19 protein-coding genes and 1 tRNA gene are annotated in these 16,681 nt (G+C 31.9%); all 20 read left to right on the forward strand.

Annotated elements, in window-relative coordinates:
- The first annotated feature begins 8 nt into the window (after window positions 1-8).
- The 20 genes from nhaD to Q4Q35_RS08155 all read left to right on the forward strand — a co-directional run bounded on the left by nhaD (window position 9) and on the right by Q4Q35_RS08155 (window position 16,484).
- Window positions 9-1,400: a sodium:proton antiporter NhaD gene (gene nhaD / locus Q4Q35_RS08060; protein ID WP_303277451.1), complete on the forward strand. Its 1,392-nt coding sequence runs from the start codon at window positions 9-11 to the stop codon at window positions 1,398-1,400.
- 187 nt (window positions 1,401-1,587) lie between these two features.
- The gene (locus Q4Q35_RS08065; protein WP_303277452.1) at window positions 1,588-2,289 is read left to right on the forward strand and encodes a MotA/TolQ/ExbB proton channel family protein; all 702 of its coding nucleotides are present in this window, start codon (window positions 1,588-1,590) and stop codon (window positions 2,287-2,289) included.
- A gap of 1 nt (window position 2,290) precedes the next feature.
- A complete protein-coding gene (locus Q4Q35_RS08070; protein ID WP_303277453.1) occupies window positions 2,291-2,683 on the forward strand; it encodes an ExbD/TolR family protein in 393 nt (130 codons plus the stop codon).
- Between the two features lie 15 nt (window positions 2,684-2,698).
- Window positions 2,699-3,550 carry an energy transducer TonB gene (locus Q4Q35_RS08075; RefSeq protein WP_303277454.1) on the forward strand — a complete coding sequence of 284 codons (852 nt, stop codon included), beginning with the start codon at window positions 2,699-2,701 and terminating at the stop codon, window positions 3,548-3,550.
- A 3-nt stretch (window positions 3,551-3,553) separates the two neighbouring features.
- Window positions 3,554-4,771: a bifunctional folylpolyglutamate synthase/dihydrofolate synthase gene (locus Q4Q35_RS08080; protein ID WP_303277455.1), complete on the forward strand. Its 1,218-nt coding sequence runs from the start codon at window positions 3,554-3,556 to the stop codon at window positions 4,769-4,771.
- Between the two features lie 77 nt (window positions 4,772-4,848).
- A tRNA-Val gene (locus tag Q4Q35_RS08085) sits at window positions 4,849-4,923 on the forward strand.
- 216 nt (window positions 4,924-5,139) lie between these two features.
- Window positions 5,140-6,150: a hypothetical protein gene (locus tag Q4Q35_RS08090; protein ID WP_303277456.1), complete on the forward strand. Its 1,011-nt coding sequence runs from the start codon at window positions 5,140-5,142 to the stop codon at window positions 6,148-6,150.
- A 252-nt stretch (window positions 6,151-6,402) separates the two neighbouring features.
- On the forward strand, window positions 6,403-6,981 hold the full coding sequence (locus Q4Q35_RS08095; protein ID WP_303277457.1) for a Crp/Fnr family transcriptional regulator: 579 nt from the start codon (window positions 6,403-6,405) through the stop codon (window positions 6,979-6,981).
- A gap of 74 nt (window positions 6,982-7,055) precedes the next feature.
- Complete coding sequence (locus Q4Q35_RS08100; protein ID WP_303277458.1) at window positions 7,056-7,730, forward strand: DUF8737 domain-containing protein; 675 nt, start codon at window positions 7,056-7,058, stop codon at window positions 7,728-7,730.
- A gap of 100 nt (window positions 7,731-7,830) precedes the next feature.
- Window positions 7,831-8,898 (forward strand): T9SS type A sorting domain-containing protein, encoded by a 1,068-nt coding sequence (locus tag Q4Q35_RS08105; protein ID WP_303277459.1) that lies wholly within the window; start codon window positions 7,831-7,833, stop codon window positions 8,896-8,898.
- A 146-nt stretch (window positions 8,899-9,044) separates the two neighbouring features.
- Entirely contained in the window at window positions 9,045-9,461 is a 417-nt protein-coding gene (locus Q4Q35_RS08110; RefSeq protein ID WP_303277460.1) for a VOC family protein, read from the forward strand.
- 124 nt (window positions 9,462-9,585) lie between these two features.
- Entirely contained in the window at window positions 9,586-10,209 is a 624-nt protein-coding gene (locus tag Q4Q35_RS08115; protein ID WP_303277461.1) for an SRPBCC family protein, read from the forward strand.
- A gap of 341 nt (window positions 10,210-10,550) precedes the next feature.
- A complete protein-coding gene (locus Q4Q35_RS08120) occupies window positions 10,551-11,123 on the forward strand; it encodes a TetR/AcrR family transcriptional regulator (RefSeq protein ID WP_303277462.1) in 573 nt (190 codons plus the stop codon).
- 5 nt (window positions 11,124-11,128) lie between these two features.
- The gene (locus Q4Q35_RS08125) at window positions 11,129-11,479 is read left to right on the forward strand and encodes a nuclear transport factor 2 family protein (protein WP_303277463.1); all 351 of its coding nucleotides are present in this window, start codon (window positions 11,129-11,131) and stop codon (window positions 11,477-11,479) included.
- A 5-nt stretch (window positions 11,480-11,484) separates the two neighbouring features.
- A complete protein-coding gene (locus Q4Q35_RS08130; protein WP_303277464.1) occupies window positions 11,485-11,943 on the forward strand; it encodes a DinB family protein in 459 nt (152 codons plus the stop codon).
- Between the two features lie 95 nt (window positions 11,944-12,038).
- Entirely contained in the window at window positions 12,039-12,494 is a 456-nt protein-coding gene (locus tag Q4Q35_RS08135; RefSeq protein WP_303277465.1) for a phage tail assembly chaperone, read from the forward strand.
- Window positions 12,495-12,496: 2 nt separating this feature from the next.
- Entirely contained in the window at window positions 12,497-12,877 is a 381-nt protein-coding gene (locus Q4Q35_RS08140; RefSeq protein ID WP_303277466.1) for a hypothetical protein, read from the forward strand.
- A gap of 363 nt (window positions 12,878-13,240) precedes the next feature.
- Complete coding sequence (locus Q4Q35_RS08145; protein ID WP_303277467.1) at window positions 13,241-14,794, forward strand: TlpA family protein disulfide reductase; 1,554 nt, start codon at window positions 13,241-13,243, stop codon at window positions 14,792-14,794.
- Between the two features lie 205 nt (window positions 14,795-14,999).
- Complete coding sequence (locus Q4Q35_RS08150; RefSeq protein ID WP_303277468.1) at window positions 15,000-15,938, forward strand: LuxR C-terminal-related transcriptional regulator; 939 nt, start codon at window positions 15,000-15,002, stop codon at window positions 15,936-15,938.
- Window positions 15,939-16,061: 123 nt separating this feature from the next.
- Window positions 16,062-16,484 (forward strand): VOC family protein, encoded by a 423-nt coding sequence (locus Q4Q35_RS08155; RefSeq protein WP_303277469.1) that lies wholly within the window; start codon window positions 16,062-16,064, stop codon window positions 16,482-16,484.
- Window positions 16,485-16,681 lie beyond the last annotated feature (197 nt).

A 16,681-nucleotide genomic window follows, 5' to 3' on the forward strand; every position in this document is an offset into this window, starting at 1 on the left:
TTTATTTTATGGAAGCAGCAATTATTTTAGTATTCGTAATGGGCTATTTAGCTATTACTTTAGAACATAGTATTAAAATTGATAAACTTATACCGGCATTAGTCATGATGGCTATTTGCTGGGCATTAATAGCATTAGGTTTAGAAAGCTTCCCGCAATGGTTCGATTCTGGAAAACATGCTCTTTTAGAGAATTTCGGATTGCTTGAATATGAAGAAAAGACGCACCTTATGGAGGAAACCCTGTTACACCATTTAGGTAAAACATCAGAAATATTAGTGTTCCTTTTAGGCGCTATGACCATTGTTGAAATCATAGATTATTTTGATGGGTTCTCTACAATTAAAGATTTTATAAAGACCAAAAAGAAAACCAAAATTTTATGGATTTTCTCAATTCTGGCATTTATTCTTTCAGCTATAATAGATAATCTTACCGCTACTATAGTACTTATTTCAATACTTCAAAAAATTGTAAAAGACAGAAGTGTACGTATTTGGTTTGCAGGTTTAATAATAATAGCAGCTAATGCTGGAGGTGCATGGTCACCTATAGGAGACGTAACAACGACTATGTTATGGATTGGTAAAAAAGTAACAACAGGTCATTTAATAGGTTATTTATTTATACCGTCTCTTTTATGTATGGCAGTGCCATCATTAATAGCTTCATTTTTACCAGCATTTAAAGGGGATTTAGATATTGAAGAAACCAAAGAAAAAAAGAAATCTAAATTTAGTGCAACAATGCTTTATCTTGGTCTAGGAGCTATCGTTTTTGTGCCAATATTTAAGATGGTTACACACTTACCCCCTTATGTTGGAATGATGTTATCTTTAGGAGTCGTGGCAACTTTTGCCGAAATTTATAGTAGCTCTAAGTTTAGTATGACGGAGCATGGAGCCGAAGAAAGCGATGCACATGCCCAACACAGTCCGGTACATTATTCATTATCAAAAATAGAATTACCCAGTATATTATTCTTTTTAGGTATATTGATGGCTGTAGCTGCTTTAGAATCTTTAGGGATTTTATTCGGATTTGCATCATCTTTACAAGAAACAATGCCTCAATTAGGAACCGAAATGCACTCTGGAGGAGTATCAGATTTAGTAGTGTTACTGTTAGGTATAGGGTCTGCAGTTATAGATAACGTACCATTAGTAGCAGCTAGTTTAGGCATGTTCTCAGAACCATTAGATCATGAGTTATGGCATTTTATAGCCTTTTCTGCAGGAACAGGAGGAAGTATGTTGATCATAGGATCTGCAGCAGGAGTAGTTGCAATGGGAATGGAGAAAATAGATTTTTTCTGGTACTTAAAAAAGATCTCATGGTTGGCTTTAATCGGTTTTCTTGTAGGATCTGTCGCATTTATGGTAACTAGAATGCTGTTTTAATTAAAAAGTGTCTCTCGATTTTATAGAGTTTTCAAATAAAATTGCTATTATAGCAAAAGCGAAGATTTATAAATCCTTTTTCAAACTATACAAATAAGTAAAGTAAAGAGGTAATATAAGCTAAAAGTAATTTGCTATACTTTTATAAGAAAAGAAACGTTATACATTTGCAATAAATTTAAATTATATGCTTAATACATTATTACAAAACGCACAAGAGGGAACAGAAGTGCTAACCGACGAAGAATCAGTTGAAAAAACGCTCTCAATTATAGAACTGATAGGCAGTGGTGGTGTTGCCGGACAATTTATTATAGCTGTTTTATTTATATTATTGGTTGGAGCCATTTATATTTATTTTGAACGCATTTTTGCTATCAAAGCAGCTTCTCAAGTAGATTCAAATTTCATGAATCAAATTAAAGACCACGTAAGTAACGGAAAAATTGATTCGGCACAAATGCTATGTGCTCAAGTAAATTCACCTGTTTCCAGATTAATTGGAAAAGGAATTTCAAGAATAGGAAAACCATTGGCAGATATTAACACAGCTATTGAAAATGCCGGACGTTTAGAAATTTATGGTTTAGAGAAGAATGTGAGTATCTTGGCAACAATCTCTGGAGCTGGACCTATGATTGGATTTCTTGGAACTGTTATTGGAATGATATTAGCAATATTCGAACTTGCCAATGCCGGCGGAACGATACAAATGGATGTTTTAGCAAGTGGTTTGTATACGGCTATGACAACAACTGTTGCAGGGTTAATTGTAGGTATTGTCGCTTATATAGCATATAATCATCTGGTAGTAAGAACAGATAAAGTAGTATATCAAATGGAAGCTAACTCTTTAGAGTTTCTAGATCATTTAAACGAACCTACGTAATATGAACTTTAGAGGAAGAAATAAAGTAACACCAGAATTCAATATGTCATCCATGACAGATATTGTATTCTTGCTTCTCATATTTTTTATGATTGCTTCTACGCTGGTAACAACCAATGCTATTGATATTGTGTTGCCAAAGGCCAGTGGAAAGACGGAGAATAAAAAATCGGTAGCAGTAAGTATAAAAAAGAACTTAACTTATTATATAGATCAAAAACTTGTTGGAGTAAGTGTTTTAGAAAATGAATTACTAGCAGCTTTGTCTTCACAAGAAAAACCAACCATAGTTTTGAGAGCAGAGAAATCTGTTCCTGTAGAAAATGTGGTTAAGGTTATGGATATAGCTAATAGAAATAAGTTTAAAGTCATATTAGCGGTAAAACCTAAATAAAAACAAATTTACTTAATGAAGAAGTACTTCAAGACCAAACATGAAAAAGATTCGGCAAAATTAACAGCATTAATTGCAGTTATTATATTGTTGTTGCTTTTTGTGGTTGGAGCGCCTTATATGGATCCTCCGGAAGAGTATGGCGTTGCAGTAAATTTTGGAAACTCTAATGTTGGTAAAGGAAGAGTACAACCGTTAAAACCTGTAAAATCCGAACCTAGAAAAGTAGAGCAACCGCCACAACCGGACGTATCTAAATCGGAGCCAACAAAAGCTTCTGAGGTTAAGGAAGAAGTACTAACAGAAGACAATGCCGAAACGATAGCTATTAAAAAGCAAAAAGAGGCAGAAGCCAAAGCAAAAGCTATTGCAGATGCTAAAGCCAAGGCAGAGGCCGATAGAATTGCTAAAGAGAAACGAGAGCAAGAAGAGAAAAAAAGGAAGTTAGATGCGTTAATTGGAGGCGTAAGCAAATCTGAAGGCACTGAGACTGGTAGCGAAGGTAATGATAACAGAGCCGGAGATAAAGGACAGTTGGACGGGAATCCTTATGCACCAAGTTATTTTGGTGGAAAAGGCACAGGAAGTGGTGGTGTAGGTTATGGACTTAATGGTCGCGGTAGAGCAACATTTAAAAGACTTAAACAAGATTGTAACGAATCTGGGTTGGTTATTGTAAAGATTATAGTAAACCAGAGTGGAAATGTTATTGAAGCAGTTCCCGGTGTAAAAGGAACTACCAATACGGCATCGTGTTTATTAGAACCTGCAAAAAAAATAGCTTTATCACATAAATGGCCGGCAGACTCTAAAGCGCCAGCAAAGCAAATTGGTTTTGTGAAAGTAAACTTCCAACTAGGACAGTAGCAAATGACGTATCAGGATACACTAAATTGGATGTTTTCTCAACTGCCAATGTATCAACGAGAAGGTAAAGCGGCATTCAAAAAAGATTTATCCAATACCCTCATATTAGCAACATATTTGCATAACCCCGAGCGAAATTTTAAATCTATACATGTCGCCGGAACCAACGGAAAAGGATCTACAAGCCATATGTTGGCATCTGTTTTACAAGAAGCAGGGTATAAAGTCGGCTTGTACACATCGCCGCATTTAAAAGATTTTAGAGAGCGTATAAGAATAAACGGTAAGGTTATTAGCGAACAATTTGTAACAGGCTTTATAAAACAAAATAAATCATTTTTTGAGGCAAATTCTTTATCGTTTTTTGAAATGACGGTTGGTATGGCTTTCGAATATTTTTCAAAAGAAAAAGTAGATATCGCTGTTGTAGAAGTTGGTCTGGGAGGTCGTTTAGATTCAACAAACATTATAACTCCAGAAGTATCTGTTATAACCAATATAGGCTTGGACCATACCCTATTTTTAGGAACGACACTTAAAGCTATTGCGTTTGAAAAAGGAGGTATTATAAAACCAAATGTTCCAGTTGTAATTGGAGAAACGCACAAAGAAACGGTTTCTGTTTTTAAAGATTTGGCTAATAAGAATAATTCTAAGATTGTATTTGCAGACAAAGAGATTACAAAAGCTTATAAATCTGATTTGTTAGGAACTTATCAAGCCAAAAATGTTAAAACGGTTATGCAAACCATTAATGAACTAAAAATTAAAGGATTTAAAGTTTCCGAAAAGCATTTAAAAGAAGGCTTAACTAAAACAATTAAAAACACAGGTTTATTAGGGCGGTGGCAGGTTATAAAAGAAAACCCAAAAGTGGTTTGCGATACGGGGCATAATAGAGAGGGCTTAAGCTATGTTATAAATCAAATATCTAACGAAACTTATAACGAGTTGCATATGGTCTTGGGTGTTGTGGATGATAAAGATTTAAGTTCTATTATAGATTTATTTCCTAAAAATGCGACTTATTACTTTTGTAAACCAGATATTAACCGTGGTTTGAATGCCCATGAGCTAAAACTTTTTTTTAATAAACATGGCTTGATTGGCGAAGCGTACCATTCTGTTAATGATGCATATAAAACCGTATTAAATAATTCTAAACAAGATGATTTTATATTTATAGGGGGAAGTACATTTGTGGTGGCAGAAATAATTTAATTTTTTATTGAAAAAGTTTTTGCAATATTAAAAACTCCGTTATATTTGCATCCCGATAGCAATCAGGTCTATTTAGAGGGCGCGTAGCTCAGTTGGTTCAGAGCACTTGGTTTACACCCAAGGGGTCAGGGGTTCGAATCCCTTCGCGCCCACAGAAAAAAAATCTCAACGGATATGTTGGGATTTTTTTGTTTTAATCAGAATTTATGGGTTTTTATCTTGATGCGTTATAATTCTAATAAAACTACAGAAATTTATACACATGTTGCTACAAAGTCCTTTACAGACATTGAAGATTTATTATCTTAGTGCATATAATAGATATATGGTTAATATTAACTATATGTTTTATTGTCGGTAATTTGATAATGACGAAAAAAAAGACAATTGAATACAATAAAATTACAATAATTCTAATAATCATTGGAATCTTTATTTTGACTTTTTTAGGGTATATTATCTTCCGTACTTACCAAAGCCAAAATAGTCTATTATCGATTATGACTATTCCATTGATTTTAGGAATTGTCTTCGAGAATAGAAGATTATCATCTGACTGGAAAGATATTCTCTTAAAAATTACAATAGCACTTGCCTTAAGCTTCATTGCGTTTTTACCAGGAAAAAATGAACGAAATTATAGTTTTGAACATCATATCGAAATTTGGCCATATTTTTTCATTGGTTTTTTTGTCCTTGCTTCAGTAATTCATCACGAAAAAAAAATAATTCCAAAATTGACAGAAGGAATTACACTATTACAATCAATTTCAATCATTTATTGGATTGTAGACATTGGATTTTTAAACCTCAAAAATGTATTTGTGTACTTATTAATCGGAATTGGATTGGTTTTCAGTATTATTTCTTTCATACACGCATTCTCATATATAAAACTAACTCGGAATGCTAGACTTTTTTTGAGTATTTGGAGTTCCGTGATTATGATAATTTTTGCGGTTGATCATATTTACAGAGTTTTCAATTTTAATTATTTTGTTGACTATAAAATAATTAATGATGGATTAAATGTACTACAGTACTTCTTACTTGGAGTTTCTTTAATTTACATTTTTCAAAACGCAATAATGCTATTAGAATACTTCCCTTCAAAAAGTAGAGCTTATAACAAAGAGCATTTAAAAGATATAAGAAAAATGAATAAAACTCATATAGAAAGATATTCGACAAATCAAATTAGAATATTTGATTCATTGTTTGCTTTGCTATTTATATCTGGAATTTATTATTGGAACTATAAGTGTCAAATAATGCCAAGACATACATTGATTTGGTTAATATTTTGGATTTTCCCATTTATAATTTGGCTTAAAGATTTACTAAACGAAAAAATAAAAACTATATCCAGCACAGTATAAAATTAATTACTAGTGCAAACTTACTTACGAAAATCCTTGCGGATTTTCTATTCGGTTTGTATTTGTTAAATTAGATGCTTGAAAAATGCAACTAATCTTACATATAACCATTGCCATTAAGAAAACACTAATAAACAAAAGATGTTTTAAAGCAAAGAATTGAGTTAAAAATAAGTAGCATTGGTTAACTTGCTTTTGTAATAACACAAAACTTGCACAAAGATTCATGCTTAATGACTTATAATATTATTTATGACCCAAAATAAAGATTCATTAATACATTTTATCCTAAGTATTGTGCCTATTCCGCTAATCGAAGCACAGGAAATAGCACAAGGTTTTCATCCTGTCCGATTTAAAAAAGGAGATTTCCTATTGCGAGAAAAGACCATTAGTGATGATTACCTTTATCTCGAAAAAGGATTGATGCGTACATTTCTTTTTGACTTGGAAGGCAATGAGATAACCATCGATTTTTTCCTTGAAAACAATATCGTTTTTGAAGTCACTTCCTTTTTTAATAGAGTTGCCTCAGAAGCTAATATACAAGCCATAACCGATTGTATAGGATTTAAGATTTCGTGTGAGAAACTTAATATGCTGTTTCATCAAAAACCAGCTTTTCGTGATTTTGGACGAGCCATTTTAGTTAAAGAGTTTATGGCTTCCAAAAAGCGAAACTATGGTATGATTAACAAAACGGCAGAGCAACGCTATAAAGAATTATTAGCGACGAAACCACAAATTTTAAAGCATTCACCCTTAAAATACATCGCTTCATATTTAGGTATTACAGATAGCACACTCAGCAGATTAAGAAGAAAAACATAAAACCTGTATTTCTTGCCTTTTGTCAAGTAGAATAAATTTATTTCTACTGAATTTTGTGTCATAAAAATTACATTATGGCAGACATATCAAATATAATAACCCTATGTTTTGTATTCACAACATGGGCTACGCTATGGTTTTTCTACAAAACGTCTAAGAGTAAAAAAGTGCTTTTCGGTATTATTATTTGGATGAGTATTATAAGCGCGCTTGGCATATCAGGTTTTTACAGAACGACAGAGGTTTTTCCACCAAGGCTTATTTTTCTCCTAGGCCCTGGTATTCTTTTTGTCTTACTCATTTTTTTAACTAAAAGAGGACGTGAGTTTTCGGATAATCTGGATTTGAAATGGTTGACTTTGCTCCATGTGATTAGAATCCCAATTGAAATTATTCTTTTTTATGTTTTTTTAGAAGGATTAATACCGGATCTTATGACTTTTGAAGGCTATAATTTTGATATTCTTTCCGGGCTTTCTGCACCGATTATATATTATCTGGTTTTTATTAAAAAGTGGATAGGCAGCAAGGGACTCTTGTTTTGGAACATTATCTGTTTGTTACTCCTTATAAATATTTTAACTATAGCGTTTTTAAGTGCACAAACGCCTTTTCAACAATTAGCATTCAATCAGCCCAACATAGGCGTGGCTTATTTTCCTTTTGTATGGCTCCCGGCAGTAATTGTACCTATCGTATTGTTTTCGCATGTGGCTGCGATAAGGATGTTGTTTAAGTCTGGGCTGTGAAAAGGTTTACTTATAATAAAGAATTGAATTAAAAAGATAGAATACAAGAATTATATTAATTATATTTGGTAAACCAATCTGGATAACCAATATGTTTATTATGAAGTTTTTATCTGTTTTTTGCCTACTTTTTATATTTAATAACAGCTTTGGACAAGTTGTATTAAATGCCGATGGTCTGGGAAATACGTATTCGCTTATTACTTCTGTATTAGCACCTGGTCATAATCCAATCGAAGTTCCAGATTGTAATCATGCGGTATTTGGGGAGCATATTGATGAAGTATTTGATAGTGAGTTAAATACTCATGTTTTTCGGTTTCATATTCATACGGCAACGGATAATGATAGGTGTATTAATTTTGATAGACAGCGGAATGAAATAAAATCTTATGATAAATCTCCAGATAACCTGCTAGGTATAGAAGATGAAATGGTAGTTTATAAATGGAAATTCAAACTTGATGCAGGATTCCAATCATCACCTAATTTTACGCATATTCATCAATTAAAGTCAGTAGGAGGATCTTTGGCTAGTATGCCTATGTATACCTTGACAACAAGAAAGGGGAGTCCGGACCAACTAGAATTACGTTATGCAGAAACTAATTCGCAAACAACGTTACTAAAAACAGATTTGTCAACTTTTAAAGGGACTTGGGTAGAAGTAACAGAAGTCATTAAATATGGTGCTTCAGGAACCTACAATATCGTGATAAAAAGAGTTAGCGATAATGCAACATTGTTTTCATATTCCAATAACAATATTATAAATTGGAGATCTGGTGCTGATTTTGTAAGGCCTAAATGGGGCATATACAGAAGCTTAAACAACGCACAGGACCTTAGAGATGAAACCGTTCTATTTGCCAATTTTAGTGTGGAAGAAACGGTAGCATTATCAATAAATGATAAAGATTTAAATAGTGATTCTTTTGTAGTTTTTCAAAACCCAGTTGAAAGTACTTTATATTTAAAAAATATCTCTCAAAATGCCAATTTATTAGAGGTGTTTACTATGGATGGTAGAAAGATAATGGATAAAACGATTTATGCCATTTCTGAAGTAAAACTTGATGTGTCATCGTTCTCGAATGGAACATATGTTTTAAGCCTACAAGGGCAGCAACTAAAGCAAACTAAATTAGTTGTTATTTCTAATAAATAAGATTGTAATAATCGAGATAAAAGCTTCTGTAGTCTGATAGTGTAATTAAAAGGAAAATCTTACTATATTAGTTGTTCGCATTATAGATATATAGTTAATATTAACTATATATTTAAGTTACCTGCAATTAGAACGAACAAAAGAGAATGTACCAAAGAATAGCACATATTGCGTTAGTTGTGAAAGACTATGATGACGCAATTGAATTTTATACGGAAAAATTAGATTTCAAATTACTTGAGGACACAAGAATAGACGAAAATAAAAGATGGGTAATGGTTGCACCACCAGGAGCAAAAGAGTGTTGTTTGTTACTTGCTAAAGCCTCAAATGGACGACAATTAGAAAGCATCGGAAATCAGACAGGTGGGCGAGTTGGATTTTTTCTCTTCACAGATGATTTTTGGAGAGACTATAACAAGATGACCGAAAGAGAAATAAGTTTTGTTCGACCACCAACTGAATTTGAATACGGAACTGTTGCAGTATTTGAGGACTTATATGGGAATATGTGGGACTTGATTGAACCGAATGAAAACAATAAGGGATTGATAAAAAAATAAAAAAAGCAGGTAACACTGTATATGAAATCATAGCCGCCTATCGGCAGGCTACGATTCTTATACGAGACCGTTGTGCGTCAGCTAAAGAAAACGACCAAAAAAACAAATTAACAGATAAAAACGAATGAGACAAACACTTGGAATTTTAATCTTGACAATAGTATCATTAAGTGCTTGCAAGAATAAAGAAGACAAAAATTCTGGACAAAACAATCAAAATATAAAAATGAAAACAAAGGAAATAGAAAATTTGGAAGACATATTTATCATCAGCCATACATTTGAAACGGATAAAAAAACATTGTTCAATATGTGGATTGACCCTGAAACTTATACAAGTTGGATGGGACCGACAGGAGCAGAAATGTCATTTTTGAATTCTGACATAAAAGAAAACGGAACTGCACTTTGGCAAATGACAACACCTGACCAATTGACCAAATATGGTAAATTACATTACAAAACCATAAACCCGAATGAACAATTGGTGTATGTGCAAAGCTTCAGCGATAAAGACGGAAATTTTATAAAAGCACCATTTTCAGAAACCTATCCTGACAGTCTATTGCTAACTGCTGATTTTGTACAAGAAGCGGAGAATAAAGTAAAGATGACCGTTAAATGGGAAATCTTTAGCGAATCAACAGAAATTGAAAGAAAGACATTTAATGAAATGAAACCCTATATGGTAAAAGGTTGGAATGAATCATTTGAAAAGATTGAAAAATTATTGAACAAAAAGAAATAAAAAGCCGAACGCACAACAATGACTATGAGTAATTGCTTGTTCTCGCCTACTTCTGAAAAACCTCGCGGATTTTCAGTTTGGTGTCTACTTGCCAAGTTAATCGCTAACTCACGCAACTACTCATAGCCGAGACCGTTAGCTGCAATCCCTCATAGACTCCAAAAGAGTCTTTAGTACTATGGCTAACGAAGATGAGAAAAATGAGATAAAAAACAACTAATTTTAAATTGTTGATTTTGAACACAATAATTTTACGTTAGTCAGAAGCGGAAAAATCACATCTTGATTAAATATTTTAAATAAATTTTGTACAGAACGGTCTGTTTGTTTATATTTGAAATATGAATTATAAACACAATAAGGAAAAAGTAGTAAAGAAAGGCATGGAACTCTTTTGGGTTAAAGGATTTCATAATTTGGGTATAAATGAAATATGTAAAGAAACAGGAATGACTAAAGGAGCTTTTTATAATTCCTTTGAAAGCAAAGAGTCTTTTCTACTAACAACCATTAATGCATACGGAGAATTGATAGTCAATCATATACACAACCAATTAAATAACAGTTCTTTAAAAGCGTTTGACAAATTAATTGAATTATATACGAATATGCTCACTTCTCAAATTGAGAATAATTACAAAGGTTGTTTTGTAAATAACATAATGTCGGAAATGGGTTCTTTAAACAGTTCTGTTGCGGAATTATCAGCTCAACAGTTTAATAACTTTTTAATAGTCCTTGAACCAACAGTTAAAGAAGCTCAATTAAATGGAGATTTAAGCAATTCTATTAATTCTGACAAACTAACCGAAATAATCCATACTACATTTTTCGGATTCCTAACTAGGTCAAAGAGTACAAAAGATTCAGGTCATTTATTAATGACTTCATTTCTAAATTCATTAAAAAAATAAAATATATGGAAGCAATTGGCGAAATATGGGACATCTATAGAACTTGTTGGAATGAAACCAGCTCAGTTCAACGAGCAGAAAAGTTACAAAAAATTCTAACTGATGACTTTGAATATAAAGACCCAAACTTTGAAGTGAAAGGTTATATACAATTATCAGATTATATGAAACAATTTCAGGAAGAATTCGAAGGTGCTTCATTTGTCACTACAGATATCAATATTCATCATAATAGATGTTTAGTAAATTGGAATATGATTAATGACAATAATGAGGTTCTTAGTAATGGTACAAGTTTTGTCCTTTACGAAAATAACAAGCTTAAACAGATTACAGGTTTCTTTAAAGAAAATTAGAATTTATGAACATCAAAGCAGACATAATCTATTCTTGGAATCAAAACAATAAAGTTACTTTATACTTGCTTGATAATATCGAAGAGGATTGGTTACTTACAAAACTAAATGACAAAGGAAGAAGTATTGGAGAACAATTTGTACACATTAACAATATACGTTCATTTTGGATTGGTAAAGTCGATGAAAAAATTGATTTAAAAATAGATAAAAAATACGCAAATAGTAAACAGAAACTTATTGAAGCACTTCAAAAATCATCACAAAAAATGAGTGATACTTTATATGCGTTATTTGAACAAGAAAGTATTAAAGGTTATAAACCACATCCTACAGCTTTTTTTACTCAAATGATTGCTCACGAATCACACCACAGAGGACAAATAATGGCTATTATAGCAAGAAACGATTTGAGAATAAGTAAATCTGTTAATTTTGGTTTATGGAGTTGGAATAATAAATAGACGACGGCATAAAAAGTCAATAGGTAACATGTATAAAAATAATGTTTAATTTAGGGTTAAATCAAAGGTTAGTGTATATTTGGTTACTCTGAGAAATGATTCGAAAAGTAAAATATAAATTGACTGATTTACAAAATTCAACAGATGAAAATCTTGTTGGTTTAATTTATGAAAAATCAGTGGAATTGGAACTTGGAACTTTTGGGGAAAGCCTCGAAATAACTGACCCAGCAATGGCGGAATTCCAAGCAATGTGGGTATTGGAAGGAGATGTTCAAAACGGGGGATTTGACCAATTCTTGCATAACTACGGACTTGAATATGCGCAAATTGCTCTGGCTGGATTTAATAGAATTGATGCAAATGATTTTGTAAATGTCATCGAAAAAACAATAGAAGTTTTTAAAAATCAAGAATCGGAATTTAACAATAAGCGGAATCCTAAATTTAACGATTTGGACGACGAATTTTACGATATAGAGGGTTTAGAAAAGCTGCAAGTTGACTATATCAGAAAGAATTACGAAAAGTTTATTGTAGAACAAGAATGACTATGAAATTATCTAAAAACAATAAAAAATCACTTTTAGTTTCTATTCATCAGTTGATTGAAGAAAATGCTAGTCATACTGTCAATGACCTAGAACATAAAAGAACAAACCGATTAATAAATTATCCATCTAATGGAGGACTAACAGATGTCGAAAAATCGGAATTGGAAAAACTAGAAGTTAATCCAACTTTAAAAAGTGCTTTAAGGAAAGTTTTTGCAAGTAATACAGCGGAAGTTTTTTTCTCATTTCTCAATATCATAGACGGAACTGCTGACCCAACTGTAGAATTTGGAGAATGGGAAGAAGTAATGTTAGTGGATTTTGACGAAGAAAATGAAATGGATTCAATGCTTCACGATGACTTTTATGGAACTTATTAAAATTATATTTCCGAAATTCAAAGTATGAAATACATGCAAGGAGCATCACGTCAACAGGTTACTTTATTCACTACTTGTTTGGATGATATGATTGGGGAAGGTAATACGATAGATACATTGACTTTCTTGTTGATAATTTAGATTGGAACAGCTAAGGGGATTTTATCTTGATCAAACATTTATAAACGTGGTTCATGCAAAAAGAGCCGCAAAAAATGCCATTAATTTGTACAACGAAATAAGATTACATTTATCTTTAGACTTTAAAACACCAAATATGGTATATAAATTAACAGTTTAACCCTGATAGCTATCGGGACAATTTTTAACTGTAGCCATATTTTAGGACGTAACGCTAAAAAAATGAGATTTAATCTAATAATATTATTCTTTCTTTCGATTGTTCTTTTTTTTTCTTGCAAAGAGGAAAAAACGGATGTTAAGTTTATAAAGACAAAACCTAATAAAGTTGTTTTAATTTCAATTAATGCACCTGAAAAATATGTTCATTTAATAAAGCAAGATAGTGTAGGAAAAAAAACAAAAGACAGTTTAGGCCCAAAATCGTTTCGGAGCAATAATGGCTTTACATATTTAGATTATATGAACAATGTCCAAACTTGGAAACCAAAGCCAAAAGTTAGAGATACTATAGCAATTGAATGTTACAACGAATATCTCGAATTAACTACAAATAATTTTTTTACTTCTATCAAAGAGTCTTTTTTAGTCAAAAATGGAGATACTATTGTATTCAATTATGTGCATAACATTCCAATAGCAAAGATTACAAATAGAACTGTTAACGATATAGAGTTAAATTATAATCGCTATAGACTTAAAAAGTTATTTAATAATAAATATTCAAGTCATTACTTGATTTTCGGGCATCTTTTGTTAAATCATGACATAAAAAATGCCAATAAAAATTCCATAGCTTTCTATAACAAAGCCATAAATGATTACACAAGAGAAATACAATTGTTAGATTCTTTATTCACTTCAAACAAAATCAATGAGGTTAATCATAAATATCGAAAAGATGCTTTAAAAATGTTAATGGAAAAGCATAAAAAAATGAAGAACATTAAAAAGTGGTTGGAACAAAACAAATCCTTTAAAGATAAAGAAACCATTGAACAACTATTCGGATTTGACTTATCAAAAACTGATTCTTTAATGAAATTCTCATTCTTTAGAGAATATTTAAACAATATTTCGAAATATGATTTAGAATTTATAGAAGAAAATAATGGAAACTCTGGTGGATTTTATATTGATTCAAGAATAAGATTTGACTCAATCTTAAAAGACAAACGATTCAACCAAACGGCAAAAAACTTTTTACTTTTTAATGCTTACAATGGAATTGGCCAAAATTTCAGAGTAAAAGACAAAGAAGAATATTTTAAAAAATTACAAGAAAACATTACCAACATAGAACAACTTAACAAACTCGAAAAGGACTTTAAACTTGACTTTAGCAAATCAGATAAGTTAGTTTTAACAAATCTAAAAAAGGACACATTAACTTTTTCTAGCCTTTTAAAAAATAATAAGGGAAAGTGGCTTTATATTGACTTTTGGGCAAGTTGGTGTACACCTTGCAGAAAAACAATGCCAGAATCTAATAAGCTCAAAAAAGAACTCGAAAAGGAAAATATTGAGTTTATCTATTTAAGTCTTAATGACAAAAAAGAAAACTGGAAAAAGGCAATCGAATCAGACGGAATTGCGGATAGTCAAAATTATTTTATAGAAAACGGAAATGTCTCGAAAGTTATTGAGAAGTTAGGAATTAAAACAATTCCTCATTATTTAATTTACAGTCCGAGCGGAAAATTAGTAAATGGATTTGCTAATCGACCTGGAAAAGGGGCAAAAGAAGAGTTGATAAAATTAATAACCGAGAAATAAGTATAAAAACTCGTTACTTTTCATTTACAAGACTGTTAGGTACAAGCATGAAATCAAAAATAAAAAATGATAAAGATAATTTACTCAGTCTACCTTTTTATTTTAGGTAGTTTAACCATATTATATCGATATAAATAAGAGTGCAATTTCAAAAAAGTAATTAACAGTTATGATACACTCTTTTTACAGTTATTAGTTAACAGCAATGGACGATAAAAATTATTTTTCTCATTTATATGAAATAGCGAGTCACCTAAATAAGGAATTCTCTCTACATGCTGCACTTCGTAAATCTTTAGAGAAAACTGTAGAAATTCTAGATTTAGAAACGGGCTGGTTCTGGCTTACTGAACCAAATAATAAATCGGTTTATCTAGCCGCTTCATATAATTTACCACCTGCTTTAAGTAATCATCCCGAACGATTATCTGGTTGGTGTTATTGTGTTAAACAATACTTGGCAGATGATATTGATAAGGCAATGAATATCAGTGAGATTACTTGCTCAAGATTAAAGGACATTAACACTGGTACAAAAGGTTTGAAGTTTCATGCAGTAATTCCTATAATAATCAACCAGCAAAAAGTAGGGCTCATGAATTTGCTTAGTAAAGAAACAAGACAATTAAATGAAAAGGAATTAGCTATTCTTAACACCATTAGTGAATTGGTTGGAGCTGCAATTCAACGGGCTAGATTACAGCAGTCGTATAATATTAATCATATTGAATCGAGTACAACCATTAACAGGGTTTTAAAGCAGGTTTTTCATCCACAAATAGAAGCCATAATATCTTGCCTTGATAATCCAAATAATAACAAGAGCAAGATCAATGAAGCATTAAACAAAGCGAAAGAGCTACAAAAGCAATTAGCTATACTAACTAAAGAAACAAGGGAACAAGAAGGGGCAGAATCAAAAACAAAAGAGTTTCTTTATCCTGAGTTACCCTTAACAAAACGGGAATTAGAAGTTCTTACCATGATAAAAAAGGGGCTTACCAACAGTCAGATTGGTAAACAGCTATTCATAACCGAACGCACCGTAAAATTTCATGTTACAGCAATTCTATCTAAACTCAATGCGAGCACTCGTACCGAAGCAGTAGATATCAGTTTGAAAAGGGGTTTTCTTGGTACCTGATTCCTGATTTATTTTCAATCTTTTTATAACCTGTACTATGGTACAGGTGTTTTTCTGTACTTAAGTCTGTTTTATTACTTACGTGCTATTGTGATATTTGTTCTAAACTAAAAACGAAATATTATGAGAACACAGCGTATATACTTAGAACATGCTAACATTACAGTAAACGATTTACAGGAAGCCATCAGGTTTTTTCAAACAGCTTTTCCTCACTTTAAGATAAGAGGAGGAGGTAATGCTATGAGAGAATGGGTTCATCTTGGTGATGATGACACTTATATAGCTCTAAATCAAGCTAAGCAGAGTGATCTAAAAACTGACAAGAACTATGATAAAATAGGTATAAATCATTTAGGTTTTGTGGTGAAAAATGTTGAAGAAATAGCCAATAATCTTTTGAATAATGGATACAAGCGAGATTTTCCGAAAGAAGTAGAACAATTCAGGATTAGAGACTATTTTGCTGATGCCGATGGAAATCAGTATGAGTTCGTGCAGTATCTTAGTGATAAGCCAGAGGAAAAAAACAGTTACAGCAACTAAACAAATTAATATGTGAAAAGATAAAGAAAGCTGTGCTTTCCTTATGCGAGAATGTTACATTTAATCGAAAAGAATTCCTCGAGGCTCTGCCTCGGGGTTTCCGTTGAAATTGTCATTCCCGTGAAAACGGGAATCTAAATACAGAATTTCGGTTTTTGACCTTTTTAGGTCAAAATGAAACCAGCGAAATACCTCTA

It is taken from the genome of Flavivirga aquimarina, assembly GCF_030540835.1.
In the GTDB taxonomy this organism is placed as follows: Bacteria; Bacteroidota; Bacteroidia; order Flavobacteriales; family Flavobacteriaceae; genus Flavivirga; species Flavivirga aquimarina.